This window comes from Mesorhizobium sp. WSM4312 (genome assembly GCF_002294875.1).
In the GTDB taxonomy this organism is placed as follows: domain Bacteria; phylum Pseudomonadota; class Alphaproteobacteria; order Rhizobiales; family Rhizobiaceae; genus Mesorhizobium.
Genome location: NZ_NSFU01000003.1, coordinates 207,719 through 234,682 on the forward strand (window position 1 = coordinate 207,719; position 26,964 = coordinate 234,682).

Sequence of the window (26,964 nt, forward strand, 5' to 3'; positions counted from 1 at the left end):
TTCTCCGGACCATCCAGAAAAGGCAATCTAGATGATTTGGCGCTCCTGGAAACCGCCATGCGCGGCTTTGTCGCCGCATATGCGTTTTTCCTAACAAAAAGCCGGGCAGAACCCGGCTTTTCTATGAACGCTTTGATGACAATTCGGTTATTTGGCCGGCGCGGCTGGTGCCGGAGCCGCGGGCGCGGCAGGCTTGGCCGGCGCCGCGCCGTCAGCCGGCTTGGCCGGAGCGCTGGCGTCGGCGGCGGCGCCCGGTGCCGGCAGCGGCTTGGGATTGTCCGACAGCGTGCGCAGATAGGCGATGACGTTGGCGCGGTCCTCGTCCTTGGGCAGGCCGGCGAAGCCCATGGCCGTGCCCTTCACGAATTTCTTCGGCGAGGTGATGAAGTGGTTGATGTTGTCGTAGGTCCACTTCTCGGTGCCGCCCTTGGAAAATTCCTTCATGCCGGCCGAGTAGGCAAAGCCTTCATGTTCGGCGACAGGACGATCGACGAGATCCCACAGATCGGGGCCGACCTTGTTGGGGCCACCCTTTTCACCGGAATGGCAGGCCTGGCATTTCTTGAAGACCGCAGCACCCGCCTCGACATTGGCGGTCGCCAGCAGGTCGGCGATCGGCTTGGCTTCGGCGGCCGGGGCGGCCGGGCCACCTTCGGCCGGCTCGGCTGCCTCGATGGCAAAACCGGGCTTTTCAGGAGCCGGCGAGGCAAACAGCGCGTCAGATACCAGGCCGACCGAGAAAACGACGAAAACGGTTCCGAGCAATCCGGCAAGCAGCTTGTTGACTTCGTTGGAATCCATACGCCCCTTGCTCCCTTTTCCGGCGGACCGAACCGTCCACTCCGTCCGTCGGTATCGAGACCCGCCCTCCAGAGCCGGTCAAATCGGGCGGAAACTAGGTCTTTTGCTCCGGCGTTGCAACACCTATAAGGGCGCTGCCAGTGAGACCTTTTGCCACTTTTCCCCTCCTCTTTTCGAACGCCTTGCCACCGCCATGTCCACCCTGATCCTGATACCGGCCCGCATGGCCTCCACCCGCCTGCCGGGCAAGCCGCTGGCCGACATATCCGGCGCGCCGATGATCGTCCATGTCGCCCGTCGCGCGGCCGAAGCCGGCCTCGGCCGCGTGGTGGTGGCGACTGACACGCAAAGCGTCGCCGAAGCGGTGCGCGCGCATGGTTTCGAGGCGGTGATGACGCGCATCGACCACGAATCCGGCTCCGACCGCATCCACGAGGCGCTGGCCGCGCTTGATCCCGGACGCAAGGTCGAAACGATCGTCAATGTGCAGGGCGACCTGCCGACCATCGATCCCGGCATCATCGCCGCCTCGCTCAGGCCGTTCGAGGACGCGGCGGTGGATATCGCCACGCTTGGTGTCGAGATCGTCCGCGAAGAGGAAAAGACCAATCCGAACGTCGTCAAGATCGTCGGTTCGCCGCTGTCAGCCACGCGGCTGAGGGCGCTCTATTTCACCCGCGCCACAGCGCCTTGGGGCGAGGGGCCGCTCTATCACCATGTCGGCCTCTACGCCTATCGCCGCTCGGCACTCGAACGCTTCGTTGCACTGAAACCGTCGCCGCTGGAGCGCCGCGAGCGGCTTGAGCAGTTGCGGGCGCTGGAAGCCGGCATGCGCATCGATGCCGAGATCGTCCGGTCGCTGCCGCTCGGCGTCGACACGCCACAAGACCTCGAGCGCGCCCGAACCATCCTTTCAAACTGAGAAATCCCTTCGACACCCGTGAATCGAGACCCGGCCCATGCCTGAAAAGACCAACAGAATATCCTTCCAGGGCGAGCCGGGTGCCAATTCCGACACCGCCTGCCGCAACGTCTATCCCTCGATGGAGCCGTTGCCATGCCCGACCTTCGAGGATGCCTTCAACGCGGTCGAGACCGGCAAGGCCGACCTCGCCATGATCCCGATCGAGAACACCATCGCCGGCCGCGTCGCCGACATCCATCATCTTCTACCGGAATCGCGGATGCACATCGTCGGCGAGTATTTCCTGCCGATCCATTTCCAGCTGATGGTGCTGCCCGGCGTCAAGCGCGACGAGATCAAGACGGTTCACAGCCACATCCACGCGCTTGGCCAGTGCCGCAAATACATCCGCAAAAACGGCTGGAAGGCGGTCGTCGCCGGCGATACGGCCGGTGCCGCTAAGATGATCTCCGAGGTCAAGGACCGCACCATGGCCGCGCTGTCGCCGGCGCTGGCGGCGACGCTCTACGGGCTCGATATCATCGAGGAAAATGTCGAGGACACGGACTCGAACGTCACCCGTTTTGTCGTCCTGACCAAGAGCAAACAATGGGCCGAGCGGCCTTCAGCCGACACCAAGATGATGACGACTTTCATCTTCCGCGTCCGCAACGTGCCGGCCGCCCTCTACAAGGCCATGGGCGGCTTCGCCACCAACGGCATCAACATGACCAAGCTGGAGAGCTACCAGCTCGGCGCCTTCACCGCGACGCTGTTCTACGCCGACATCGAGGGCCATCCCGACGATCCGCTGGTCAAGCTGGCGTTGGACGAGTTGCGCTTTTTCTCGCGAGAGGTGCGGATCCTGGGCGTCTATCCGGCCAGCGAGTCGCGTGAGCAGTGGAAAGTGGCGGATTAGAGCAATCCCAGGAAGCCATGACTTAAAAGCCTACGCCTGGATGTCCCACGGATTTACCAACGTTACTCCCGTTCCCTCGAAATCGCTAATGTTGCGCGTCACCAGCGTCATCCGCCGGGTGAAGGCCGTGGCCGCGATATAGGCATCATTGATCGGTTTGGGATTGGGCACATGCCATTGTGCCGCCTGAACGGCCGCTGCGTCGTCCAGCGGCAAGATACGACCGGAAAATGTTGTGAGAACCGCATTTTCCAACCAATTGCGCAGCACTTTGCCAGCAACGGCGTCGTTGTGTTCTACTAATCTTACGGCAATCTCCAGTTCGTGCAGGACTACGGACGAAATGAAGGTTTCGGCAGGATCGACGGTTTCGTTCCAGAGCACGACATTGGGATGCGCCCTACCGCTCGATACCTTGCGCAATTCGGACACGACATTGGTATCGAGCAACAGCATCAGGACAGGTCTACTGGTTGGGCGTGTTCCGTGCGGGGCGGCAGCGGCAAGTCAACGTCACCCGCCTCCGGTGTGGCAAGCACGTCACCGAGCGACCGCGTTTTACCGGTGAGCCGTTTATATTCATCGAACGACAAGAGGACATGCACTGGCCGCCCTCTGTCGGTGATGATCACGGGGCCGTCCTTGGCAGCGCGTTTTGCGCGGCCTAGATCCTGATTGAGTTCGCGACCTGAAAGCGTGGTGATCATACCAATTCCGCAAATGTGGTTACGTAACCACATTTAATCCGTTTGAGCGGAAATTGCAAGGTTGAGCGCACGAATGGCAACCCATCGCAAGTTCACGGATAGGGTTGCGTCGCCCTTGCCAGGAGCGCTATCGCGCTTGCTGTTGTTCAACGCTGGCTGCGCTTAAATCACTGCACCCAGCGGCACATAGTCGATCTCGAGAAATTTCTCGACCTCAGGCACCCAGCGGTCGCGCACGAAGGCGACATGGTCGGGATGATCGTTGTATCTGGTGTAGGCGGCCTGGTCGGCGAACTCCATCGAGAAGCCGAACTGATAGTCGTTCTTGGGGCTGATCTGCCGCAACTGTTCGAAATGCGTGACGCCCCGGATCGTCGAGAGGGCTTTCTTGGCATCGACCAGGAAACGCTTTTCCTCCAGCGAATGCGGCGGATGCTTCAGCGTGAAGACGACGGTGTGACGGATCATTTTCTACTCCTGCAATGACTTTTAGTATTCGCTGTCGACCCAGGCGCGGATGAGATGGTGCGCGATCGCCCCTTTCGGCGGCGTGACCAGATTGTCGGCATGCTCCCTGGCCAGCATGAGGCGCACCTCGTCGCGGCCGAACCAGCGGCAGTCCTCTAGCTCGTTGAGGTCGGCCTGGATGTCCTCATTGAGCGGCTCGCCGAAGCAGCCGATCATCAGCGAATAGGGAAATGGCCAGGGCTGGCTGGCGTGGTAGACGACGCGGCCGAGCCGGATGCCGGCCTCCTCCAGCGTTTCGCGGCGCACCGCCGCCTCAATCGTCTCGCCCGGCTCGATGAAACCGGCAAGCGCCGAATACATGCCCGGCGCGAAATGCCGGCCGCGTCCGAGCAGGCATTTTTCCCGTGTCGCCGTCAGCATGATGGCCACCGGGTCGGTACGCGGAAAATGTTCGGTGCCGCAATTCGGACAATGGCGCTTGTAGCCGCCGGCCCGCATTTGCGATTGCGTGCCGCATTTGCTGCAAAAACGATGGCTGGCGTGCCAGGCAAGCAGGGCCGCCCCTTGCGCCATCGCTCCCGCCGCCGCTTCGTCGATCAGCCCCTGCATGTAGACAGACCGGTAGTCGATCGCCTTGACGGTCTCGGGCAGCTGTTCGGCCTCGATCCCCACAGGCACCGCCAGTACCGGCCCCTGTTCGGAAAAGCCGAGCAGCACAGCCCCGGCGAGGGACGGCTTGAAGGGCTCGCTCCCGGCGGCGTCGAACCAGGGATCGAGACTGCCGCTGTTACCAAGCTTCAGGTGGAGCCGGCCGCCATTCATCAGCAAAAGCCGCGTCGTCGGATCCGCCAGCGCCTTGTCGACCGAATCGTCGGCTCGATTCTCGGATTGCCGGTCGATCATGTTGCCGGCAAAGCCGACGAACTGGCTCGGCTCGCGCAAAGGCGCGTCAAACAGGCGGAAGCTCATGCGGTCTCTGATGCTTTGGAATGGACATGTCCGGGAATGAACGTGTTTCGGAACAACACCGGGGAAGGCTTATAGCGCCGCCCTTACGGTTTCGGCAAACCGCCGCAGGTCGGAACGCTGATAGGGCTCGCGCAGGCCATACCCCCACACCGGGCCGGGCCAGCCGGGATCGCCTTCGGACCGTGCGACGATATGGATATGCAGTTGGCGCACGATATTGCCGAGCGCGCCGGTGTTGATCTTGGTGCAGCCGCTGACTTTCTTGAGCGCCTGCGCCACCATATTGGTCTCGAAGGTCAGCATCGCCTGGTCGAGCGGCGTCATGTCGTGGATTTCTTCCGCGCCCGGCCGCTGTGGCACCAGGAGCAGCCATGGCCAGCGGCGGTCGTTCATCACCCGCAATTCGCACAGCCCAAGCCACATCAACTGCTCGCTGTCCGCCTCCAGCCGGGCATCCAGCGTGAATCCGGCCTTCAGGCCCGGCAGCATCGGCGTTTCCCTTGCTTTTCTTGTTTTCATCAAACCACGAACGCTAGAGCGGCTGCATCGGGGCTGCAAGCGAATCTCTCTTGTGATGGCGCCGATTTGCCTGCGCACTTGCATTTCGTCGCGCAATTGCCGATATGGACATCGGGAGGTTGGTGGTGGACGATCCACTCGCCAACCGGGTCAGGTCCGGAAGGAAGCAGCCCTAACGAGCCCGGAACGGGTCATTGTTCCAGCCTCCCACCTCATCGGCCCTTCCTCGCGACATTGACGACGCATTGCAGCGCGGGCGAGACTATGCGCAGGAATCGGCGCCTTTGGGCGCGGCCTTTTGGAGCTTAACGGGCGAATGAGCGAAGCCGGAAATTCGGGGCCAAAAAGCCCGGAGAATGGAAAGGCCGCCGCCTACCGCGTGCTGGCGCGCAAATACCGGCCGTCGAATTTTTCCGAGCTGGTCGGCCAGGAGCCGATGGTGCGCACCCTCACCAACGCCTTTGCCACCGGCCGCATTGCCCAGGCCTGGATGCTGACCGGCGTGCGCGGTGTCGGCAAGACCACCACGGCGCGCATCCTGGCGCGGGCGCTGAACTACAAGACCGCGACCGTCGACCAGCCTTCCGTCGACCTCGCCGTGCTCGGCGAGCATTGCCAGGCGATCATGGAAGGCCGCCATGTCGACGTCATCGAGATGGACGCCGCCTCGCACACCGGCATCGACGACATCAGGGACATCATCGAGCGCGTGCGTTACGCGCCGGTCTCGGCCCGCTACAAGGTCTACATCATCGACGAAGTGCACATGCTGTCGACGCAGGCCTTCAACGGCCTGCTGAAAACGCTGGAAGAGCCGCCTCCGCACGTCAAATTCATTTTCGCCACCACCGAGATCCGCAAGGTTCCGATCACCGTCCTGTCGCGCTGCCAGCGCTTTGACCTCAGGCGCATCGATGCCGGCGCGCTGGTGGCGCATCTCTCCTCGATCGCCGCCAAAGAAGGCATTTCGGTCGACGACGACGCGCTGGCGATGATCGCGCGCGCGGCCGAAGGCTCGGCTCGCGATTCGCTCTCCATCCTCGACCAGGCGATCGCGCACGGCGGCGGCGCCGTCAGCGCCGAAGCGGTGCGGACCATGCTGGGCCTGGCCGACCGCGCCCGCATCGTCGATCTGTTCGAACATGTGATGAAGGGCGACGTGGCGGCGGCACTCGCCGAATTCCGCGCGCAATACGACACCGGCGCCGATCCGGCCGCGGTGCTGACCGATCTTGCCGAGTTCAACCACCTCGTCACCCGGTTGCGTTTCGTGCCGACCGCCATGGACGATGCATCGCTGTCGCAGGACGAGCGCCAGCGCGGCGCCGATTTCGCCAGGGCGCTGTCGGTCCGTGTGCTGTCGCGGACCTGGCAGATGCTGCTCAAGGGAATTCCCGAGGTGCAGTCCTCCAACCGGCCGGTCAGTGCCGCCGAAATGGTGCTGATCCGGCTGGCGCATGCCGCCGACCTGCCGACTCTGGACGAGGCGTTGCGATCACTGGACGGGGCAGCAACAGTTCAGAATGGCGCATCGCGCCCGAATGGCGCCCCTGCCGGTCCTGGCAATGGCGGCGCGGCCAGCGCGGTGGCGCAGGCGCGCATGCCATCCGGTTCCGGTGGCGCGCAGACCATGCGGCTGGTCGAGGCCACGCCGGCGCCGGCCGCCTACGTCGCGCCGCCCGCGCCGGTGTCCGAGCCGCAGCAGGTGCCGGTCAGGTCGCTGGCCGACATCGTTGCGCTTGCCGACGCGCAGCGCGACATAGCTTTCAAGGTGCTGGTCAAGCGTTGCATCCGTCCTGTCCGCTTCGAGCCCGGCCGCATCGACGTCAGCCTGACCGACGATGCGCCCAAGCTGCTGCTCAACGACCTGACGACGAAACTGCGCGCCTGGACCGGCCGCAACTGGCTGGTGTCGCTGTCGAAGGAAGAGGGCGGCCAGACACTGGCCGAAATGGAATCGACCAAGCGCGAAAACGCCTTCCTCGATGCAAAGAGCGATCCGACGGTTGCCGCCATCCTGGCGCGCTTCCCCGGCGCGAAGATCATCGACGTGCGCATTCCCGACGCGCCGGAGGCAGACGCGACCGAAGCCGAAGTGCCGGTCGAGCCGCCGGCGGATGACGACGAGACCTGATAAACCAAGACAAGGATCGGACCATGAAAGATCTTCTCGGCCTGATGGGCAAGGCGAAGGAAATGCAGGCCAAGTTCCAGACCATGCAGGATGAAATCGCTACGGTCGAATCCGTCGGCCAGGCCGGCGGTGGCCTGGTCAGCGTCACATTGAGCGGCAAGTTCGAGATGAAGTCGCTGAAGATCGACCCGTCCCTGTTCAAGGAGGATGAGGTCGAGATCCTCGAGGACCTGATTCTGGCCGCCCACAATGACGCCAAGGCCAAGGTCGAGCAGATCATGCAGGAAAAGACCAAGGCGCTGACATCAGGCCTGCCGATCCCGCCGGGAATGAAACTGCCGTTCTGATGCGTCTCGCTCAAGACCGTGCAGCGGTTTTGGGGTAACGGCATGCATGAAAGTTTAAACCAGCGGCGATGCGCCCATGACCGAAGAGCCGTCCGAAAGACTGATCGAGCAGCGTATCCGCAACAGGATCTACGAGATTCTGGAAATTCTCGCCGATTGCGATGCCGGCGTCGATATTGTCGGCATCAAGGGCTACTTCTACCTGTTCGAGGATTTCGTGCACCGGCCGTCGATCGAGGCCGGCACGTCGGCGCTTTCGAAGGACGAACGCGCTGTCGTGCTGGAGATCGCCGAATTCCTCGAGGCGGCCTCCGAAACAAATCCCGATTTCACCAGGGCCGAATTCATCGACAGCGACTGGCCGGGAAAGATCGCGCCGGCGGCCAGGGACGCGCGGGCGCTGTTTCTCAGGCGCGGCCTGTTTTCGGAGAAGGTCGAGGAGGCTGAGCCTGGCCAGCCGGCGGCGATTGCGACCGCGCGGTAGCGATTCCCGGAAAAACGGGACGAGATTTTCCCTCGGCAATTGCGGCGAAACCAAGAGAGAGCGGTCATCGCTTTCGTGAAATGACGGCTCGATCTATCTGGAAAGGCTCAAAATTGTGCCTTTTCGGCAACAGTACTTTGTTAATAACGTTTTGGCCATCATTTTGCCCGAAAGTGTCTCATTCTTGCCGCAGCCCGGGGGCGGGCATCGAAGTGAGAGGGTAGCCTGTTGATCGTCACGCGATGGAAGACGCCGCTGTTGCTCGGCGTCATCACGTCTCCCCTGTTTTTGGCCGCCTGCAGCCAGACCACTTCGCACGGCATGTCCGTTGCAGGCCTGACCGATGCCATCACGCCGAGCTTCCTGACGTCGCGCGCCTCCAGCCACTCGCCGAAGGACAGGGAGTGCCTGGAAAGGGCGATGTTCTTCGAATCCAACCGCTCGAGCCGCGATGGCATGATCGCTGTCGGCACCGTGGTCATGAACCGGCTGCGCTCGGGCAACCACGGCAGCACCATCTGCCAGGTGGTCGGAGAGCCGGGGCAATTCGCGCCGGGTGTCATGACCAGGCCGATGAATTCGCGTGCCATGCCCGATGTCGAGGAAGCGGCCGATGCCGTGCTCAAAGGCGAGCGCAAGGCCAAGCTGAAGAACACGATGTATTTCCACACCGCCGGCCTGCGCTTCCCCTACAAGAACATGCACTACACCATGGTTGCCGGCGGCAATGCCTTCTACGAGAAGCGCGGCCGCAACTGGCAGCCGCTGCCGGATGAACCAATGGTGGCGGTTGCCTCGGCCGGGTCCGAGATCGTGAAGCCGGCCGCGCCGGTGACGATGGTTGCCTCGACGGAGCCGGCGCGCCCCGCCAAAACGTCCCGAACCGCTCCGGCGCAGCAGGCCTATATGACCGCCGCCGCGGAACCGGCTCATCAGCCCAAGATCAGGACCGCCGCCCCGGCTCAAGAGACCTATGTGACCGCCGCCGCGGCGCCCACGGCCAAGTCGGCGCGGGTGACCGTGAAGCCGACAATGGTCGCGATGCAGGAGCCGATGGAAGAACCGGACGCCGCCCGTTTCGGCGGAACCTTGAACACCCGCGTCATTTCCTCGGTTCAGGATGCTCCGCAAGAGGCGGCGATGGGGTTCCAGTCGACGCCTGAGAACACCGACGCCATCGGTGCCATGATCGCCAGCCAGTCTCGACCGCTCGAGGTCAACTGATTCGCATCGCACGGCTTCGATTGGCAGTATGGCGACCATGCGCGAACGCGGGATGTTCCAAAGCGCTCTGAAAAACCCTAGATCAGAGCAATGTCCAAGCGAATCGCCGGTCCCGAGATCGAACGCCTGATCCAGCTCCTGGCCAAGGTGCCGGGACTTGGCCCGCGTTCGGCCAGGCGCGCGGCGCTGCATCTGATCAAGAAGAAGGAACAGTTGCTGTCGCCGCTCGCCGCCGCCATGGGCGAAGCCGCCGACAAGGTGCGCATCTGTTCCACTTGCGGCAATGTCGACACATCCGACCCGTGCATGATCTGCACCGATCCGCGCCGCGACGCCGCCACGCTGATCGTCGTGGAGGACGTGTCGGATCTCTGGGCGTTGGAGCGGGCAGCCGCCATGAACGTGCGCTACCATGTGCTCGGCGGTACGCTGTCGCCGCTCGATGGTGTCGGCCCCGACCAGCTCAACATCCGCTCGTTGATCGACCGCGTCGCCGGCGGCGAGGTCAAGGAGATCATCCTCGCCGTCAACGCAACGGTCGAGGGCCAGACGACCGCGCACTACCTCACCGACCAGCTGTCCGGCTTCGACATCAAGGTGACAAGGCTGGCGCATGGCGTGCCGGTCGGCGGTGAACTCGACTATCTCGACGAGGGCACGCTCGCCGCCGCGCTGCGCGCACGGACGGCGTTTTGATGCAATTGGCGGGAAGGGTGCGGATAATGATTATTGCGCGTCCTTCGAGGCTGGTGCCAAGCACCGACACGGAACACGGACTTCGCCAGCTCTGCCTTGCATTTTTCCTGGCTGCGCTTGCCTTCCTCGTCTTTTCTGCCCCCGCCTCGGCCGCCAAGATCGACGACCAATTCCGCGCCTGGCTGCAGAACGACCTCTGGCCCGAGGCCAAGGCCAAAGGCATTTCCAAGCAGACTTTCGATGCCGCCTTCGACGGCATAAGGCCCAATTTGAAGCTGCCCGACCTTGTCATGCCCGGCGAGAAGCCGAAGACGCCGCAGAAGCAGCATCAGGCCGAGTTCGGCTCGCCCGGCGCCTATTTCGCCGAGAAGACGGTTCGTGCGGTGACGTCGGGCGGCCGCGCGCGCGAAGCCGCCAACGCCAGGACGCTTGCGGCGATCGAAAAGCGCTACGGCGTGCCCGGCGAGATCCTTCTGGCGATCTGGGGCCGCGAGACCGGCTTCGGCGCGGCAAAGATGCCTTACGACGCCTTCGAGGTGCTGGGCACCAAGGCGTTCATGTCGACGAAGAAGGATTTCTTTCGCACCGAGCTGTTGGCCGCGCTGGAAATCGTCCAACGCGGCCTCGCCCCGGTCGGCGCGATGAAATCGTCCTGGGCCGGTGCGCTTGGCCAGCCGCAATTCATGCCGACCTCCTTTCTCAAGCACGCGGTGGATTTCGACGGTGATGGGCGCGTCGACATCTGGAACTCGACGCCCGACGTGCTCGCCTCGATCGCCAATTATCTCGTCCATTATGGCTGGGTGAGGGGACGCGGCTGGGGCTTCGAGGTAACCGTGCCCGACAGCGTCTCCTGCTCGCTGGAAGGTCCCGATCAGGGCAAGAAGATCTCCGAGTGGGCTGGCATGGGCATCAAGCGCGTCGGCGGCAAGCCGTTTCCGGCGAGCGAGCTGAAGGTGGAGGGCTTCCTGCTGATGCCGGCCGGCCGCAGCGGGCCGGCTTTTATATCGCTACCCCCAATTTCTATGTGCTGAAGGAATACAACACCAGCGACCTCTACGCGCTGTTCATCGGTCACGGCGCCGACCGCATTGCGCATGGCGACCAGAATTTTGCCGGCAACTGGGGTCCGGTCGGCGATCTCCATCGCTCCGACATCGCCGCCTTGCAGCGGGCGCTGGAGGCCAAGGGCTATGATGTCGGCAGCGCCGACGGCTTGCCGGGCTTCAAGACCCGCCGTTCGATCGGCAAGTGGCAGTCCAAGAACGGCCAGGCAGCGACCTGCTTTCCCGATGCCGGCCTGGTCGCCGTGCTGAAATAACTCGAAGAATTGGCAGATTTTCTCGTCCGGCGGCCCCGATCGGCTGGCCCGTGCGTCGACGTGCTGCCCGCCATTCTGCTCCAATGGGCCGTTCTGCAAATGCTCGTTGCCCGTCACAAAGCGGCCGGATATGCTGTTGACCAATTGGACAAAAACCACGACGGTAAGGGGCTTGAGGGCTGTCGTTCGGCCCCGACAAGAATTCTGCAACCCTGAGCCGGGAACTCAGGTCAACAACCAACAAAACAGGGAACAATCACGATGATGATGGAAAAGTTTGCTCTTCGCTCGCGTGCCTTGCTGGCGGGCGCGGCGGTGTCCGCGTTGCTCATTGGCGCAGCGCCTGCCTTCGCCGTCACGCCCGCCGACACGCTGGTCGAGGGATTCGCCATCGACGACATCATCTCCATGGATCCGGGCGAAGCGTTCGAGCTGTCGACCGCCGAAGTCACCGGCAACACCTATGACCTGCTGGTCCGTCTCGACCTCGGCGACACCTCCAAGGTCAAGCCGGATCTCGCGGAGAGCTGGACCGTCTCCGACGACGGCCTGACCTACACTTTCAAGCTCAAGCCGGGCCTCAAATTTGCCTCGGGCAACCCGATCACCGCGGCTGACGTCGCCTATTCGTTCGAGCGCGCCGTCAAGCTGGACAAGAGCCCGGCCTTCATCATCGACCAGTTCGGCATCAGCGGCGACAACGTCACCGAAAAAGCCAAGGCAATCGACGACACCACATTCCAGTTCACCGTCGACAAGGCCTATGCGCCGAGCTTCGTGCTGAACTGCCTGTCGGCCACCGTCGCTTCCGTTGTCGACGCCAAGCTGGTCAAGGAGCATGTCGCCGCGGTGACGCCGAGCGCCGACTACAAATGGGACAACGACTTCGGCAATGCCTGGCTGAAGACCGGCTATGCCGGCTCCGGCGCCTACAAGCTGCGCGAATGGCGCGCCAACGAAGCTGTCGTCATGGAGCGCAACGACAACTATCACGGTGAAAAGGCCAAGCTCGCCCGCGTCATCTACCGCAATATGAAGGAGAGCTCGGCCCAGCGCCTGGCGCTCGAAGCCGGCGACATCGACGTTGCCCGCAACCTCGAGCCGAATGATCTCGACGCCATCGCCAAGAACGACAAGCTCACCACCACCAGCGCGCCGAAAGGCACGGTCTACTACATCAGCCTCAACCAGAAGAACCCGAACCTCGCCAAGCCCGAGGTGCGCCAGGCCTTCAAATATCTGGTCGACTACGATGCGCTGAGCTCGACCATCCTCAAGGGTATCGGCGAAATCCACCAATCATTCTTGCCCAAGGGCGATCTCGGCGCCATCGACACCAATCCCTTCAAGCTCGACGTTGCCAAGGCCAAGGAATTGCTGGCCAAGGCCGGCCTGGCAGACGGCTTCAGCGTCACCATGGACGTGCGCACCGGCCAGCCGACGACCGGCATGGCGGAATCGATCCAGCAGACGCTCGGCCAGGCCGGCATCAAGCTGGAAATCATCCCCGGCGACGGCAAGCAGACGCTGACCAAGTACCGCGCCCGCAACCATGACATCTATATCGGCAATTGGGGCCAGGATTATTTCGATCCGAACTCCAACGCCCAGACCTTCGCCTCCAACCCCGACAATTCGGATGCCGGCAAGTCGCACACGCTTGCCTGGCGCAATTCCTGGGACATTCCGGACCTGACCAAGGAAACCGAAGCGGCACTGCTGGAGAAGGATACGGGCAAGCGCGCCGACATGTACAAGGATTTGCAGCAGAAGATCCTCGACACCAGCCCCTTCGTCATCATCCATCAGCAATTGGAAGTGGCCGGGCTGCGCAAGAACCTCAAGGGCTTCGCGCTCGGCCCGAGCTTCGACACCAACTTCGTCGGGCCGGTCTCGAAAGAATAGCGCGCGCGGACGCGCCGCATGAGCGCGGTTGAAAACGAGAGCGGGCGCGGCAGCGCCCGCGCCGTCGCCATTGCGTCGGCGATCGGCCGTTTCCTGGTCATCGCGGTGACGACCTACCTTGGTCTTCTCGCGGTCACCTTCTTCATCGGCCGTGTCATCCCGATCGACCCGGTGCTGGCGGTGCTCGGCGACCGGGCGCCGGCCAATGTCGTCGAGCGCACGCGCCGCGAGATGGGCCTCGACCTGCCGTTGATCGAACAATTCTACATCTATGTGAAGAATGCCCTGAGCGGTGATTTCGGCACCTCGGTGCTGACCACCAATCCGGTCATGACCGACATCCGTCGTGCTTTTCCCGCAACCATCGAACTGGCGACGTTGGGAACACTGATCGGCTCGTTCATCGGCGTGCCGCTCGGCGTGCTGGCGGCGGTCAGGCGCGGCAGCATCATCGACCAGATCGTGCGCATTATCGGCCTGATCGGCTATTCCGTGCCGATCTTCTGGCTCGGCCTGCTGGCACTGGTGCTGTTCTACGCCAAGCTGCAATGGGTGGCTTTCCCGGCGCGGCTCGATGTCGTCTACGAATACACCTTCACGCCGATCACCGGTTTCTACCTTCTCGATTCGGCGATGCAGGGGCAATGGGATGTCTTCTGGGACGCCTACCGCCACATTGTCCTGCCGGCCTCGCTGCTCGGCTATTTTTCGCTCGCCTATATCAGCCGCATGACGCGTTCCTTCATGCTCAACGAACTCGCGCAGGAATACATCGTCGCCGCGCGTGCCAAGGGCTTGTCGGAACGGCGCATCATCTGGGCCCACGCGCTGCGCAACGCCGCCGTGCCGATGGTGACAGTGATCGCGCTCTCCTATGCCAACCTGCTCGAAGGCTCGGTGCTGACCGAAACCGTTTTTTCCTGGCCCGGCATCGGTCTCTACATCACCAATTCGCTGCAGAATGCCGACATGAATGCCGTGCTCGGCGGCACCATCGCCATCGGTTCGGTCTTCATTGGCATCAATCTTCTGTCCGATCTTCTGTACCGCGTGCTCGATCCAAGGACGAAGGCAGGATGAGCGCCGAGGCGATCCAGAGCCGTCGCGATTGGCTGCTCAGCGAGCGGCCGGCCTCCCGCATGCAGGCAAGGCTTGGCCGCGCCTATGTCGCGTGGCGTCGTTTTTCCGCCAACCGGCTGGCTTTTGTCGGGCTGCTGATCATCATCGCCCTGCTGGTCATCGCGGCCCTCGCCGGCGTGCTGGCACCCTATTCGCCGACCTTCGGCGACCTGAAGAACGCGCGGCTGCTGGCGCCGAGTTCCGGGCACTGGTTCGGCACGGACGACCTCGGCCGCGATATCCTTTCGCGCATCCTCTACGGCTCGCGCTGGACGCTCTACGTCGTCATCCTGGTCGCCATCATCGCCGCACCCATCGGCCTGCTGGTCGGAACCGTCGCCGGTTATGCCGGCGGCTGGACCGATGCCATCTTGATGCGCATCACCGATGTCTTCCTCGCCTTCCCCAAGCTGGTCCTGGCGCTGGCCCTCGTCGCCGCGCTCGGCCCCGGCATCGAGAACGCGGTGCTGGCGATAGCCATCACCTCCTGGCCGCCCTATGCGCGAATTGCGCGCGCGGAAACGCTGACGGTGCGCAATTCCGATTACATCAAGGCAGTACAACTGATGGGTGCCTCGCCCTTCCGCATCGTGCTGCGCCACATCATGCCGCTCTGCATCTCCTCGTTGATCATCCGGGTGACGCTCGACATGGCCGGCATCATTCTGATCGCCGCCGGCCTCGGTTTCCTCGGCCTCGGTGCGCAGCCGCCGCTGCCCGAATGGGGCACCATGATCGCGTCGGGCCGCCGCTTCATTCTCGACCAGTGGTGGGTGGCCGGCGCGCCCGGCTTCGCCATCCTCATCGTCAGCCTCGGCTTCAACCTGCTTGGCGACGGCTTGCGCGATGCCCTCGATCCGCGGAGCGGTGACCAATGAGCGACACCCTGCTCGACGTCGACGATCTTAGGGTCGATTTTCCGACGCGCACCGGCCTGGTCCGGGCGGTGCGCGGCGTGTCCTTCACGCTAGGCCGCGAGCGGCTCGGCATCGTCGGCGAAAGCGGCTCGGGAAAATCGCAGACCGGCCGCGCCATCATGGGCCTGACGCCGCCGCAGGCCAGGATATCGGCCAAAAAATTGGCCTTCGACGGCATTGACCTGCTCGGCATCTCGCCGCGTCAGCGCCGGGCATTGCGGGGCAACCGCATCGCCATGATCCTGCAGGATCCGAAATATTCGCTCGACCCGGTGATGAGCATCGGCCGGCAGATCGTCGAAACCCTGCGGACGCATGAGAGGGTCTCCAAGGCCGAGGCGCGCGAGCGCGCGCTGGCCATGCTGGAGGCGGTCCAGATCCGCGATCCCAAGCGGGTCTTCGACCTGCACCCGCACGAAGTCTCCGGCGGCATGGGCCAGCGCGCCATGATCGCCATGATGCTGATCGCCGGACCGGAAATGATGATCGCCGACGAGCCGACCTCGGCGCTCGACGTCACCGTGCAACTCGACGTGCTCGGCATCCTCGATAAATTGGTCAGCGATCGCGGCATGGGCCTGATCTTCATTTCGCATGATCTGCGCCTGGTCTCGTCCTTCTGCGATCGCGTCATCGTCATGTATGCCGGCAAGGTGGTCGAGCAACTCAAGGCCTCCGAACTCGGCCAGGCCCAGCATCCATACACGCGCGGCCTGCTCAACTGCATGCCCAGGATCGGCTTCGAGCGTCACCCCCTGCCTGTGCTCGACCGCAAGCCGGAGTGGGCGGCATGACAGCTGCGATCACCGTCGACGGGCTGGAAGTGATCTTCGACCGGTTTCGCGCGCTGAAAGGCGTCAGCCTCGAAGTCAGGTCAGGCGAATCCTTCGGCCTGGTCGGTGAGAGCGGTTCCGGCAAATCGACGCTGCTCAGGGCGATCGCCGGCCTTGCGCCGGTCGCCTCGGGCAGCATCACCGTCAACGGCAAGACGCTCGGCGCGCGCCGCGACAAGGCCTTTTATCGCGAAGTGCAGATGGTCTTCCAGGATCCTTATGGCTCGCTGCACCCGCGCCAGACCGTCGACCGGCTGCTGCAGGAGCCGCTTGCCATCCATGGTTTTGCCGATGGCGAAAAGCGCATAGAACGCGCGCTCGATGAAGTCGGTCTCGGCAACGGTTTCCGCTTCCGCTACGCACATCAATTGTCGGGTGGCCAGCGCCAGCGTGTGGCGATCGCACGCGCGCTGATCCTCGAGCCGGCAATCCTGCTGCTCGACGAGCCGACCTCGGCGCTGGATGCCTCGGTGCAGGCCGAAGTGCTCAACCTGCTGGAAGAGGTCCGCCGACGGCGCAAGCTGACCTTCCTGATGGTCAGCCACGACCTCGCCATCATCACCCATATGTGCGAGCGGTTGATGGTGATGCAAAGCGGCGAGGCGGTCGAGAACCTCACGGCAGCCCAACTCGTCGCGCACCGCGTGACCGAGGATTATACACGCAATCTGCTGAGAGCGAGCGATGGCTTCGTGAGGGCGTAGCCAAATTTGATAAATCGACTTCTTGGCGCCACGCGAGCGTCAGGCTGCTCCGCCCTCAGGCAAGACTTCGCTGTGTCCAGCCTGGCTCGATTGCTTCGGCTCCTTGATCCTGAACCACGTCACATAAAGCGCCGGCAGGAACAGCAGCGTGATCGCTGTGCCCGCGATGATGCCGCCCATCATGGCGTAGGCCATCGGGCCCCAGAACACTTCGCGTGCGATCGGGATGAGCGCCAGGCTGGCGGCGGCCGCCGTCAGCGCGATCGGCCGCATGCGGTGTTCGGTCGCCTCGATGACGGCCGCCCAGCGGTCCTTGCCCTCGGCGACGAGGTCCTCGATCTGCACGATCAGGATGACCGAGTTGCGTATCAGGATGCCGATCAGCGCCAGCACGCCGAGGATGGCGACGAAGCCGAGCGGCGCGCCGCTCGGCACCAGGGCCGCGACCACGCCGATCAGCCCGAGCGGCGCCACCGCCACCACCAGGAACAGGCGCTGGAAGCTCTGCAACTGGATCATCAGGATCGTGGCCATGACGAAGAGCATCAGCGGCACCACGGCCGCGATCGGACCCTGGCTCTTGGCGCTTTCCTCGACCGAGCCGGCGGTCTCGACAGAATAGCCCGGCGGCAGCTTGGCGACGAAGGCATCGACCGATGGCTTCAGCTCGTTGACCACGGTGGCCGGCAGCACGTCGCCGACCAGTCCGGCGCGCACGGTGATCGTCGGAATGCGGTCGCGTCGCCATACTGTCGGCTGCTCCAGCTCGTAGCGGAAGTTGGCCACCGCCGCGAGCGGGATCGCCTCGCCGGTGCTGGTCGGCAACTGCATGTTCTGCAGCGTCCCGATCGAGCCGCGTTCGGCATCGCGTGAGCGCGCCACGACATTGATCAGATAGGTGGCGTCGCGCACCTGCGTGATGGTGGCGCCGCCGACGGTGCTGTTCAGCGCGCTGGCGATGTCGGAAGAGGTGATGCCGAGCTGGCGGGCCTTGTCCTGCAGCACGTCGACCCTCAGCACGCGTTGCGGCTCGTTCCAGTCGAAGGTGGGTGCTGCCAGCTTCGGATTGGCCGAGATCACGCCGGCGAATTGTTGCGCCAGCTCGCGCACCGTCTGTATGTCGGGACCACCGACGCGGTACTGCACCGGACGGCCGACCGGCGGCCCGAGTTCGAGCAATTTGACGAAGGCGTCGGTGCCGACGAACTCCTCGCGCAGCAGCTTTTCCAGCGCCGGCTTGACCCGGTTGCGCGCCTCGATGCTCTTGGTGACGATCACGGTCTGGCCGAAATAGGGGTTGGCCGGCTGCACGTCATAGGCCAGCACGAAGCGCACCGCGCCCTCGCCGATATAGGACGAGAAATGGTCGATATCGGGATTGCCGACCAGCGCCCGCTGCTCGAAGCGCTCCATCTGGTCGCGCGTCTCGGCGATCGAGGAATTCTGCGGCAGGTTCCAGTCGACGATCAGCTCGGGCCGGTCGGAGGGCGGGAAGAACTGCTGCTGGACGAGACCGAAGCCGGCGATCGAGGCGGCAAACAACAGCACCGTGGCGATGATGGTCAGCCAGTGGTGGCGCACCGAGCCGACAAGGACGCGCCGGAACAGCGAAGTGAAGCGTCCCGGCTGGTCATGGTGTTTCGTCTTCATCGTCGCCGGCAGGATGGTGACGCCGAGCAGCGGCGCGAACAGCACCGCCACGATCCATGACACCAAAAGCGACACGGCGATGACGACGAACAGGGTGAAAGTGTATTCGCCGGCGGCACTCGAATTGAGCCCAATCGGGATGAAGCCGGCGACCGTCACCAGCGTGCCGGTCAGCATCGGGAAGGCGGTCGAGGTGTAGACATAGGTGGCCGCCTTGCGCAGATTGTCGCCGACCTCCAGCCGCGCCACCATCATCTCGACGGCGATCATCGCGTCGTCGACCAAAAGGCCGAGCGCGATGATCAGCGCGCCGAGCGAAATGCGCTGCAGCGAAATGCCGAGATAGGCCATGACCGTGAAGGTGATGGCCAGCACCAGCGGGATCGACAGCGCCACGACGAAGCCGGCCCGCATGCCGAGGCTGATGAACGATACTGCGAGCACGATGGCCACCGCCTCGAACAAAGCGCGGGTGAAGCCCGAGACGGCCTCCTCGACGATGACCGGCTGGTCGGCAACCAGATGCACGCCGACACCGACCGGCAGGTCGGCCAGCACCTTGTTCATCTCCTCATGCAGCGCCTCCCCGAACTGCAGCAGATTGGCGTTGGGCTTCATGCCGATGGCGAGCCCGATGGCATCCTGGCCGTTGAAGCGGAACAGCGCCGTTGGCGGATCGGCATAGCCGCGCGTGATCGTCGCCACGTCGCTCAGCCGGAAGAAGCGGTCGTTGACGCGCAGGTTGATGGCGCGAAGGCTGTCCTCGGAGGTGAACTGGCCGCCGACGCGCACGCTGATGCGCTCCGGTCCAGACTGGATGACGCCGGACGGCGTGATCGCGTTCTGCGCCTGCAGGCTTGCCACGATCGCCTGCTGGTTGAGGCCGAGGGCGGCGATCTGGCGGGTCGAGAACTCGAGATAGATGGCTTCGTCCTGCGCGCCGACGAGATCGACCTTGCCGGCATTGGGCACGGTCAGGACCTTGGCGCGGACATCCTCGACATAGTCGCGCAATTGGCGCGGCGTCAGCCCGTCCGATGTGAAGGCGTAGATGTTGCCGTAGACATCGCCGAAGCGGTCATTGAAGAACGGTCCCTGCACGCCTTGCGGAAGCTGTGCCTTGATGTCGTTGACCATGTTGCGCACCTGAATCCAGTTCGGCACGACATCGCGCGCCTTGGTGGTGTCCTTCAGGTTGACGAAGATGACGGTCTGGCCGGCGGTGGTGACGGATTTGGTGTAGTCGAGGCTGTCGAGTTCCTCGAGCTTCTTCTCGATGCGGTCGGTGACTTGCTGCAAGGTCTCCTTGACGGAGGCGCCCGGCCAGTTGGCCTGGATGATCATCGTCTTGATGGTGAAGTTAGGGTCTTCCTCACGGCCGAGATTGAGGTAGGAGAAGATGCCGGCCACCACGAAGACCAGCATGAAATACCAGACCATGGAGCGGTGGCTGAGCGCCCAGTCGGAGAGATTGAAGCCCTTCATCAGACGCCGCCCTCCGGCACTTTGACCTTCTGGCCTTCGCTCAGGCTGTGGACGCCTGCGGTGACGACGCGCATGCCGGCCTCCAGCCCTTCGGCGACGGTAAAGGTTGCGGCACCCTTGGCGGCCACCTTGATCTCTTTCGTGCTCACGCTCGATGTCTGCGGATCGACGATCCACACCTTGTCCGCACCGTTCTTTTCCAGCAGCGCCGAGATGGGCAGTTCGATCGTCGGCGCCACCTTGGTCACGCGGGTCGCCGTCACCGTCGAGCCGAGCCGGAAGGCCTGCGGCGGATCGGTGAGCGTCAGCTTGACGCGCCGGGTGCGGGTCGAGCCCTCGGCCTGCGGCGCGATCTCGCGCAGCTTGGCCTGGGTCTCGATCGTCGGCAGCGACTGCAGGATGACCTGGAACGGCGTGCCGGCCGTCAGATCGCCGGTCAACTGATCGGGAATATCGACCACGGCTTCGCGCAGATCCGAGCGTGCCACGGTGACGACCGTCTGGCCGGCCGAGACGGTCTGCCCGACTTCGGCGCCGACAGCGGTGACGACGCCGTCGAAATCCGAGAACAGCCTGGCGTAGCCAAGCTGCTCCTGCGATTTGGCAAGCGAAGCCTTGGCCCGCTCGACATTGGCTTCCGCGGCCTTGCGTGCCTGCTGCGCGGTGTCGAAGACCGCCTGCGAGGCGTTGGCCGAGGCAAGCAGCTGGCGCTGGCGCTCCTCGCTGGCGGCGGCGTTGGCGAACTGGGCCTCTGCATTGGAGAGCTCGGCCTTGGCTGCTTGCACCGCCAGCTCCAGCGCGGTCGGGTCGAGTGCGGCGATCGTCGTGCCCTTGCTGACGATGTCGCCGACCTTGACGTCGCGCGAGACGACCCGGCCAAGCAGGCGGAAGGCAAGGTCGGCGCTGACCTGCGGCTCGACCGAGCCGGCAAAGCCGAAGGTCTGCGTGGTGCGCGGCTCGACCACTATCGACAGGACCGGCCGGATGACCTCCGGCGGCTTTTCCTCCGATTTCGAGCAGGCGGCGAGCGCGCCAAGCGCGAACAGGCCAAGCATGACAGGCCGGTTCATTGGGCCGCTCCCGATATCTCGACCGTCTGGCCAGGACTGAGCAACTGCCCGCCCGCGGTCACGACGCTCTGGCCCTCGTTCAGTCCGCCGGTGATGACGACCGTGCCTGAATCGAAGGCCTGCACCTCGACCGGCGTCGGCGCCACCGCCTTGGTCGAGGGGTCGACGATCCACACCGCCGGCTTACCGGCGCTGGATGTCAGCGCCTGCCAGGGCAGCAGGATCGCCTTCGCCGGCTTGGCGCTGACCGAGCCGATGACGGCCGCCCCCAGCGGCATGCCGGCTGGCGTGCCGGCAATGCCGACCTTGACCCGGATCGAACCGGAAGCCTGGTCGACCGCCGGCGAGATTTCGCGCACCTTGCCTGTCGCCCGGACCTGCGGGTCGGACAACAATGTGATCGTCACCGCCGGCGAGGCCGGCGTCCTGGCGACCAGCGTCTCCTGCACGTTGAACACCGCATCGCGGTCACCGTCCTCGGCGACGGTGAAGACGGTTTGTGCCGCCTGCACTACCTGGCCGGTTTCGACCTGGCGGGCGGTGATGACGCCGGCGGCACCCGCCTTGAGCTCGGTGAAGGACAGATTCTGCTGGGCGTTGGCGAATGCGCTCTGCGCGGCATCGACGCTGCCTTGCGCCACCTTCAGCGCCTGGTCGGCGGCGTCATAGTCGCGCCTTGTGGTGAAGCCCTGGGCAAGCAGCGTCTTCTGCCGGTCGAAGGCGGCGGCGGACTGGGTCAGCTGCGCTCGTGCTGCATCGAGATCGGCCTGTGCGGAACGCAGGTCGGATTGCTGCTCCTGCGGATCGATGCGGGCAAGCACCACCCCCTGGTCGACATGCTGGCCGACATCGACAAGCCGCTCGGCAATGCGGCCGCCAACCCTAAACGACAGATTGTTCAGCGTGCGCGCGGCGATCACCCCGGTCAGCGAGGTTCTCGGCGCATAGTCGGCCATCGCCACCGTTTCGATACGCACCATGATCGGCAGTTTCTTGTCCGCCGCTTCCTGCTTCTGGCAGCCGGCCAGCAGCAATGCGGCTGCGCAGGCGCACACTGCCGAGGCAATTGGAAATGACAAAAGGCTGGAGGTTTTGACGGATGGCGGCGAGACGGACGATGTCGCGTTCCTCATCATGGGCTCCCCCAGCCGCAGGTCGCTGATCGCGATGCCTCGCGGATGTCGGGAGGATAATCGATCCCCGCAAAAAGGAAACCGGCCTCGTACGCGTATCGTCCGACTGGTTAAGGCCCGGATCTCCTCGTCGCAGGCCCAATCGCCCGCCGGTGGTGCCGACTTGAGGAAAACGTGAAATAAGGTCAGAAGACACCTGATCAACGAGGACGGGCGCCGGCCCGATGAGGGATATCATGAAGAATTCAGCCATTTCCGAACGCAAAAACCAGTCGATCTCGCGCGGCGTCGGCATGACCACGCAAATCTATGCCGACCGGGCCGAAAATTCGGAAATCTGGGATGTCGAAGGCCGTCGCTATATCGACTTTTCCTCTGGCATCGCCGTCGTCAACACCGGCCACCGCCATCCCAGGGTGATCGAAGCGGTCAAGGCGCAGCTCGACCGTTTCACCCACACCTGTCACCAGGTCGTGCCCTATGAAAGCTATGTCAGGCTGGCCGAGCGGCTGAACGCAATGCTGCCCGGCAAGTTCGACAAGAAGACCATCTTCGTCACCACCGGCGCCGAGGCGGTCGAGAACGCAATCAAGATCGCCCGCAATGCCACCGGACGCCCGGCCGTCATCGCCTTCGCCGGCGGCTTCCATGGTCGCACTTTCATGGGCATGGCGCTGACCGGCAAGGTCGTGCCCTACAAGGTCGGCTTCGGCGCCATGCCGGGCGACGTCTATCACGCGCCGTTCCCGGTGCCGCTGCACGGCGTGTCGGTTGCCGATTCGCTTGCCGCACTCGACCGGTTGTTCAAGGCCGATGTCGATCCGGCCCGCGTCGCCGCCATCATTGTCGAGCCGGTTCAGGGCGAGGGCGGTTTCTACGAGGCGCCGCGCGAATTCCTGACCGCGCTGCGCAAGCTCTGCGACCAGCACGGCATGCTTTTGATCGCCGACGAGGTGCAGACCGGCTTTGCTCGCACCGGCAAGATGTTCGCGATGGATCACCACGACGTCGCGGCCGACATCACCACAATGGCCAAGAGCCTGGCCGGCGGCTTCCCGCTGTCGGCCGTCACCGGCCGCGCCGAGATCATGGATGCGCCCGGCCCCGGCGGCCTCGGCGGCACCTATGGCGGCAGCCCGATCGGCATTGCGGCCGCGCATGCCGTGCTTGATGTGATCGAGGACGAAAAGCTGTGCGACCGTGCCAACACGCTGGGCGCGCGGCTGAAGCAGCGCCTGCAGTCGATCCGCGACGACGTGCCCGAGATCGTCGATATAAGAGGCCTCGGCTTCATGAACGCGGTCGAGTTCAACGACGTCAAGAAGGGCCTGCCGTCGGCCGAGATCGCCAACGCCATCCGGCTGAAGGCGCTCGACAAGGGCCTGATCCTGCTGACCTGCGGCGTCTACGGCAACGTCATCCGTTTCCTCGCGCCGATCACCATCCAGGATGAGGTCATGAACGAGGCCCTCGACATACTGGAGAGCTCGATCCGTGAAGTCTGCGCTGCCTGAACCACCTTACCTCCCTCTGGTGGGGAGGTCAGACCGCAGGTCCGGGTGGGGGCATTGCGCCGACCCCCACCCCGCTGCTTCGCAGCGACCCCTCCCCACAAGGGGAGGGTAAGCGCGGCTATCCCGCAGCTCTTGCCGGCTCATCCTGCTGAAAGGCAGCCAGAGCCGCCTTCAACCCTTCGGGACCCATTGCCACGGTCTCCGGCGTCGGCGAGAAGCCGGCGCCGAGCATCTTGCGACCAAGCATGTGGTCGCCGGGGCGGTTGACGGATTCGATGCCGAGCAACCGGTCGCCGGCATAATGGTAGATCGAGAACTTGTTGTCGGGCAGTTCGCCCAGCACGACTTGGCTGTCGCCGCCGGCGGTCAGTCCGACCATCTGCAGCTTCATGTCGCCAATATCGGACCAGAACCATGGCACCGCCGAATAGGCATCCGCGTGACCGGTGATCGTGCGCGCCGCGAGGCGGGCCTGGTCGGTGGCGTTCTGCACCGATTCCAGCCGCACATCGCCGCCGGTGAACCAGTGCCGGTAAGAGGCGACGTCGCCGATGGCCAGGATTTCTGGCACCGAACTGCGCATCTGGTGATCGACACGGATGCCGTTGGCGATGGCAAGGCCGGCGTCCTGCGCCAGTTCGACATTGGGCACGGCGCCGATGCCGACGATGACCATGCGCGCCGGCAGCCTTTCGCCTGACGAGGTGATGGCGGCGACGACATGGCCGTTTTCGCCTTCGAGGCTTGAAATCGAGGTGCCAGTCAGGATGCGCACGCCGGTCGCTTCCAGCCTTTGCCGGACATGGCTCGCCACCACCGGCGCCACGGCGCGGCCAAGCAGCCGGTCCACCGCTTCCACCACCGTCACCGTGCGGCCGGCCGCGCGCAGCGTCGCGGCGATCTCCAGCCCGATGAAGCCGCCACCGAGGATGACGACATCTTCGCTCCGTGCGCTCAGGTCGCGGATCCGCCGTGCATCGGCCAGCGAGCGCAGCGACAAGACGCCGGCCAGATCAGCGCCTGGCAGCGGCAGGAGGCGCGGGCGCGACCCGGTCGCCAGGATCAGATGGTCGAAGGCAAGCATGCCGCCGCCTGATATCTCCAGGCTGCGGCCGCCGACATCGATGCGCTCGATCCGCACGTCCGACCGGTAGTCGATGGCGCTGCCGGTATAGAAGGCCTCACCCCGAAGCGGTTGCGGCTTGGCGTCGGCATCCTTGATGAAGGTCTTCGACAGCGGCGGCTTATGGTAGGGCAGTTCGTTCTCGTCACTGATGAGGATCACCGGCCCGTCATAGCCGTCCTCGCGCAGACTGGCGGCCGCTTGCACGCCCGCATGACCCGCACCGACAATGACCACGCCGTTCTTCATCGCGTCCCAAATCCTGATTCGATCCTAGGATCTCTCGGCAGGTGGCAATTGTCTGGCGCCGCCGCAAGAGAGCGTTTGCGGGTCGCACCCGGAACGGCGGCTGTCAATCGTACAGTTCGACAGCGAAGCCGGTGCAGCCGAGGTGTAAAGTTGACTTCTGTAGTTTAGAATAATTCTAAACTATTGTTTCAATTGGCTTTTCCCGCAGATTTTCGTTGACTTCCATCGGCGTCGAAGCTTTATGGGAACCCTGCGTATTGGCGCATCCCTTTGATGTCTGGGCCTTGAACCCGTTCGATTGGAGGCATTTTGGTGTCTTTCTTCCCTGAACCGCGCAATGGCGCGGCAAGTCTTGGCGCTCTTGGCAACGACGTGGCCCCGCGCCGGTCGCCGCGCGCGCCGCTTATGGAATTTCCGAGAAACTGGAGAGTGATGATGACAGCACGATATGGCGGCAGGCTGGCGGCGATTGGTGCCACGGCGCTGCTGACGGCGGCGGTGTTCGTGCTGCCTGCCAAGGCGGAAACCGACGCGAAAGCGGTCATCAGGACCTATTCCGACATCGCGCTTGCCAAATATGAGGATTCGTTGACCACGGCGCAGGCTCTCGACGAGGCGGTCGATGCGCTGCTGGCCAACCCGTCGGCGGAAACGCTCAATGCCGCCCGCGCCGCCTGGAAGGCATCGCGCGTTCCCTACCAGCAGACCGAGGTCTACCGCTTCGGCAACAAGATCGTCGACGACTGGGAAGGCGAGGTGAATTCCTGGCCGCTGGACGAAGGCCTGATCGACTATGTCGCCAAGAGCTACGGCACGGAATCGGACACGAATTCGCTCTATACGGCCAATGTGATCGCCAACAAGGAAATCGAGATCAACGGCAAGAAGGTCGATGCCTCGAAGCTTTCGCCGGAATTCCTCTCCGGCACGCTGCAGCAAGCCGGCGGCGTCGAGGCCAATGTCGCCACCGGCTATCACGCCATCGAATTCCTGCTCTGGGGCCAGGACCTGCACGGCACCGGCCCGGGCGCCGGCGAGCGCCCTTACACCGACTACGACCTCAAGAACTGCACCGGCGGCAATTGTGACCGCCGTGCCGAATATCTGAAGTCCGCCACCACCCTTCTGGTTTCGGACCTGCGGAAGATGGTCAACGACTGGAAGGCAGACGGGGCCGCACGCAAGAACCTCGCCGATGGCGAGCCGAACACGGCGATCTCGGTCATCTTCACCGGCATGGGCTCGCTGTCCTACGGCGAACTGGCCGGTGAACGCATGAAACTCGGCTTGATGCTGCATGATCCCGAGGAGGAGCAAGACTGCTTCTCCGACAACACCTACAATTCCCACCTCTATGATGCGATAGGCATCCGCGCCGCCTACCTGGCCAGCTACACGCGCCTCGACGGCACCGTCGTTTCCGGACCTTCGGTGCATGACATGGTCAAGGCGGCCGATCCTGCGATCGACAAGGAGCTGTCTGACAAGCTCGACGTCACCGTCGCCAAGATGGAGGCGATCAAGGCGCGGGCCGAGGCCGGCGAGGCCTATGACCAGCAGATCGCCGAGGGTAACGCTGCGGGCAACGCCACCGTGCAGGCGGCGATCGACGCCCTGATCGATCAGACCAAATCGATCGAGCGTGCCGTCGGCTCGCTGAAACTCAACGCCATCGCCTTCGAAGGCTCCGACAGCCTCGACGCACCCGACAAGGTGTTCAAGTAAGCGCCGAAACCTGGAGCCCGGTCGGAAGCTGATAATCGGCTTCG

Annotated in this window: 24 protein-coding genes, 1 other RNA gene and 1 pseudogene; 16 read left to right on the plus strand and 10 right to left on the minus strand. The window is 63.9% G+C overall.

What is annotated here, in order from left to right; all coding sequences use genetic code 11:
- Nucleotides 1-147: 147 nt before the first annotated feature.
- Nucleotides 148-801 carry a cytochrome c family protein gene (locus CK228_RS06245; protein ID WP_095787258.1) on the minus strand — a complete coding sequence of 218 codons (654 nt, stop codon included), beginning with the start codon at nt 799-801 and terminating at the stop codon, nt 148-150.
- Between the two features lie 193 nt (nt 802-994).
- On the opposite strand from CK228_RS06245, the gene CK228_RS06250 reads away from it, so the two are divergent.
- The gene (locus CK228_RS06250) at nt 995-1,723 is read left to right on the plus strand and encodes a 3-deoxy-manno-octulosonate cytidylyltransferase (protein WP_010913277.1); all 729 of its coding nucleotides are present in this window, start codon (nt 995-997) and stop codon (nt 1,721-1,723) included.
- 37 nt (nt 1,724-1,760) lie between these two features.
- Entirely contained in the window at nt 1,761-2,624 is an 864-nt protein-coding gene (locus CK228_RS06255; protein WP_064984594.1) for a prephenate dehydratase, read from the plus strand.
- Nucleotides 2,625-2,654: 30 nt separating this feature from the next.
- Here the strand turns inward: CK228_RS06255 and CK228_RS06260 are convergent, their stop codons facing one another.
- The 5 genes from CK228_RS06260 to CK228_RS06280 all read right to left on the minus strand — a co-directional run bounded on the left by CK228_RS06260 (nt 2,655) and on the right by CK228_RS06280 (nt 5,257).
- Nucleotides 2,655-3,080: a type II toxin-antitoxin system VapC family toxin gene (locus CK228_RS06260; RefSeq protein ID WP_095787259.1), complete on the minus strand. Its 426-nt coding sequence runs from the start codon at nt 3,078-3,080 to the stop codon at nt 2,655-2,657.
- Complete coding sequence (locus CK228_RS06265; RefSeq protein WP_095787260.1) at nt 3,080-3,331, minus strand: type II toxin-antitoxin system Phd/YefM family antitoxin; 252 nt, start codon at nt 3,329-3,331, stop codon at nt 3,080-3,082. The genes CK228_RS06260 and CK228_RS06265 overlap by 1 nt, the downstream gene beginning before the upstream one ends.
- A 162-nt stretch (nt 3,332-3,493) precedes the next feature.
- Entirely contained in the window at nt 3,494-3,799 is a 306-nt protein-coding gene (locus CK228_RS06270) for a Dabb family protein (RefSeq protein ID WP_095771792.1), read from the minus strand.
- 21 nt (nt 3,800-3,820) lie between these two features.
- Entirely contained in the window at nt 3,821-4,768 is a 948-nt protein-coding gene (gene nudC, locus CK228_RS06275) for an NAD(+) diphosphatase (protein ID WP_095787261.1), read from the minus strand.
- Between the two features lie 69 nt (nt 4,769-4,837).
- A complete protein-coding gene (locus CK228_RS06280) occupies nt 4,838-5,257 on the minus strand; it encodes an HIT family protein (RefSeq protein WP_095771794.1) in 420 nt (139 codons plus the stop codon).
- Nucleotides 5,258-5,401: 144 nt separating this feature from the next.
- On the opposite strand from CK228_RS06280, the gene ffs reads away from it, so the two are divergent.
- From ffs to CK228_RS06340, 12 genes and pseudogenes are all read left to right on the plus strand, one after another.
- Nucleotides 5,402-5,498, plus strand: an RNA gene (gene ffs / locus CK228_RS06285) — signal recognition particle sRNA small type.
- Between the two features lie 105 nt (nt 5,499-5,603).
- Nucleotides 5,604-7,421: a DNA polymerase III subunit gamma/tau gene (locus CK228_RS06290; protein ID WP_095787262.1), complete on the plus strand. Its 1,818-nt coding sequence runs from the start codon at nt 5,604-5,606 to the stop codon at nt 7,419-7,421.
- A 23-nt stretch (nt 7,422-7,444) separates the two neighbouring features.
- Nucleotides 7,445-7,768, plus strand: a complete 324-nt coding sequence (locus CK228_RS06295; protein WP_095787263.1) for a YbaB/EbfC family nucleoid-associated protein — start codon at nt 7,445-7,447, stop codon at nt 7,766-7,768.
- Between the two features lie 76 nt (nt 7,769-7,844).
- Nucleotides 7,845-8,252: a hypothetical protein gene (locus CK228_RS06300; RefSeq protein WP_095787264.1), complete on the plus strand. Its 408-nt coding sequence runs from the start codon at nt 7,845-7,847 to the stop codon at nt 8,250-8,252.
- A gap of 228 nt (nt 8,253-8,480) precedes the next feature.
- The gene (locus CK228_RS06305; RefSeq protein ID WP_095787265.1) at nt 8,481-9,476 is read left to right on the plus strand and encodes a cell wall hydrolase; all 996 of its coding nucleotides are present in this window, start codon (nt 8,481-8,483) and stop codon (nt 9,474-9,476) included.
- 90 nt (nt 9,477-9,566) lie between these two features.
- On the plus strand, nt 9,567-10,172 hold the full coding sequence (gene recR, locus CK228_RS06310) for a recombination mediator RecR (RefSeq protein ID WP_095771799.1): 606 nt from the start codon (nt 9,567-9,569) through the stop codon (nt 10,170-10,172).
- Nucleotides 10,173-10,198: 26 nt separating this feature from the next.
- Nucleotides 10,199-11,493: pseudogene (locus CK228_RS06315) on the plus strand (lytic murein transglycosylase).
- A 261-nt stretch (nt 11,494-11,754) separates the two neighbouring features.
- Complete coding sequence (locus CK228_RS06320; protein ID WP_095787266.1) at nt 11,755-13,398, plus strand: ABC transporter substrate-binding protein; 1,644 nt, start codon at nt 11,755-11,757, stop codon at nt 13,396-13,398.
- Nucleotides 13,399-13,416: 18 nt separating this feature from the next.
- Entirely contained in the window at nt 13,417-14,478 is a 1,062-nt protein-coding gene (locus tag CK228_RS06325; RefSeq protein ID WP_095771802.1) for an ABC transporter permease, read from the plus strand.
- Complete coding sequence (gene nikC / locus CK228_RS06330; RefSeq protein WP_095771803.1) at nt 14,475-15,395, plus strand: nickel transporter permease; 921 nt, start codon at nt 14,475-14,477, stop codon at nt 15,393-15,395. The genes CK228_RS06325 and nikC overlap by 4 nt, the downstream gene beginning before the upstream one ends.
- Nucleotides 15,392-16,228 (plus strand): ABC transporter ATP-binding protein, encoded by an 837-nt coding sequence (locus CK228_RS06335; RefSeq protein ID WP_095771804.1) that lies wholly within the window; start codon nt 15,392-15,394, stop codon nt 16,226-16,228. The genes nikC and CK228_RS06335 overlap by 4 nt, the downstream gene beginning before the upstream one ends.
- A complete protein-coding gene (locus CK228_RS06340; protein ID WP_095787340.1) occupies nt 16,225-16,971 on the plus strand; it encodes an ABC transporter ATP-binding protein in 747 nt (248 codons plus the stop codon). The genes CK228_RS06335 and CK228_RS06340 overlap by 4 nt, the downstream gene beginning before the upstream one ends.
- Before the next feature lie 39 nt (nt 16,972-17,010).
- On the opposite strand, the gene CK228_RS06345 is transcribed toward CK228_RS06340, so the two are convergent.
- Genes CK228_RS06345 through CK228_RS06355 form a run of 3 tightly spaced genes read right to left on the minus strand, consistent with a single transcriptional unit; the run spans nt 17,011 to nt 22,309 of the window.
- A complete protein-coding gene (locus tag CK228_RS06345) occupies nt 17,011-20,106 on the minus strand; it encodes an efflux RND transporter permease subunit (RefSeq protein WP_095787267.1) in 3,096 nt (1,031 codons plus the stop codon).
- Nucleotides 20,106-21,176: an efflux RND transporter periplasmic adaptor subunit gene (locus CK228_RS06350; protein ID WP_095787268.1), complete on the minus strand. Its 1,071-nt coding sequence runs from the start codon at nt 21,174-21,176 to the stop codon at nt 20,106-20,108. Before CK228_RS06350 ends, CK228_RS06345 begins: the two co-directional genes overlap by 1 nt.
- Complete coding sequence (locus CK228_RS06355; protein WP_245437979.1) at nt 21,173-22,309, minus strand: efflux RND transporter periplasmic adaptor subunit; 1,137 nt, start codon at nt 22,307-22,309, stop codon at nt 21,173-21,175. Before CK228_RS06355 ends, CK228_RS06350 begins: the two co-directional genes overlap by 4 nt.
- A 236-nt stretch (nt 22,310-22,545) precedes the next feature.
- Between CK228_RS06355 and CK228_RS06360 the strand changes: the two genes are divergently transcribed.
- A complete protein-coding gene (locus CK228_RS06360; RefSeq protein ID WP_095787270.1) occupies nt 22,546-23,823 on the plus strand; it encodes a 4-aminobutyrate--2-oxoglutarate transaminase in 1,278 nt (425 codons plus the stop codon).
- Between the two features lie 118 nt (nt 23,824-23,941).
- On the opposite strand, the gene CK228_RS06365 is transcribed toward CK228_RS06360, so the two are convergent.
- Nucleotides 23,942-25,195 (minus strand): FAD-dependent oxidoreductase, encoded by a 1,254-nt coding sequence (locus CK228_RS06365; protein ID WP_095787271.1) that lies wholly within the window; start codon nt 25,193-25,195, stop codon nt 23,942-23,944.
- Nucleotides 25,196-25,630: 435 nt separating this feature from the next.
- Here CK228_RS06365 and CK228_RS06370 point away from each other — a divergent pair, with 435 nt between their 5' ends.
- Nucleotides 25,631-26,920, plus strand: coding sequence for an imelysin family protein (locus tag CK228_RS06370; RefSeq protein WP_095787341.1), 1,290 nt, complete (start codon nt 25,631-25,633; stop codon nt 26,918-26,920).
- The last annotated feature ends 44 nt before the right edge of the window (nt 26,921-26,964 follow it).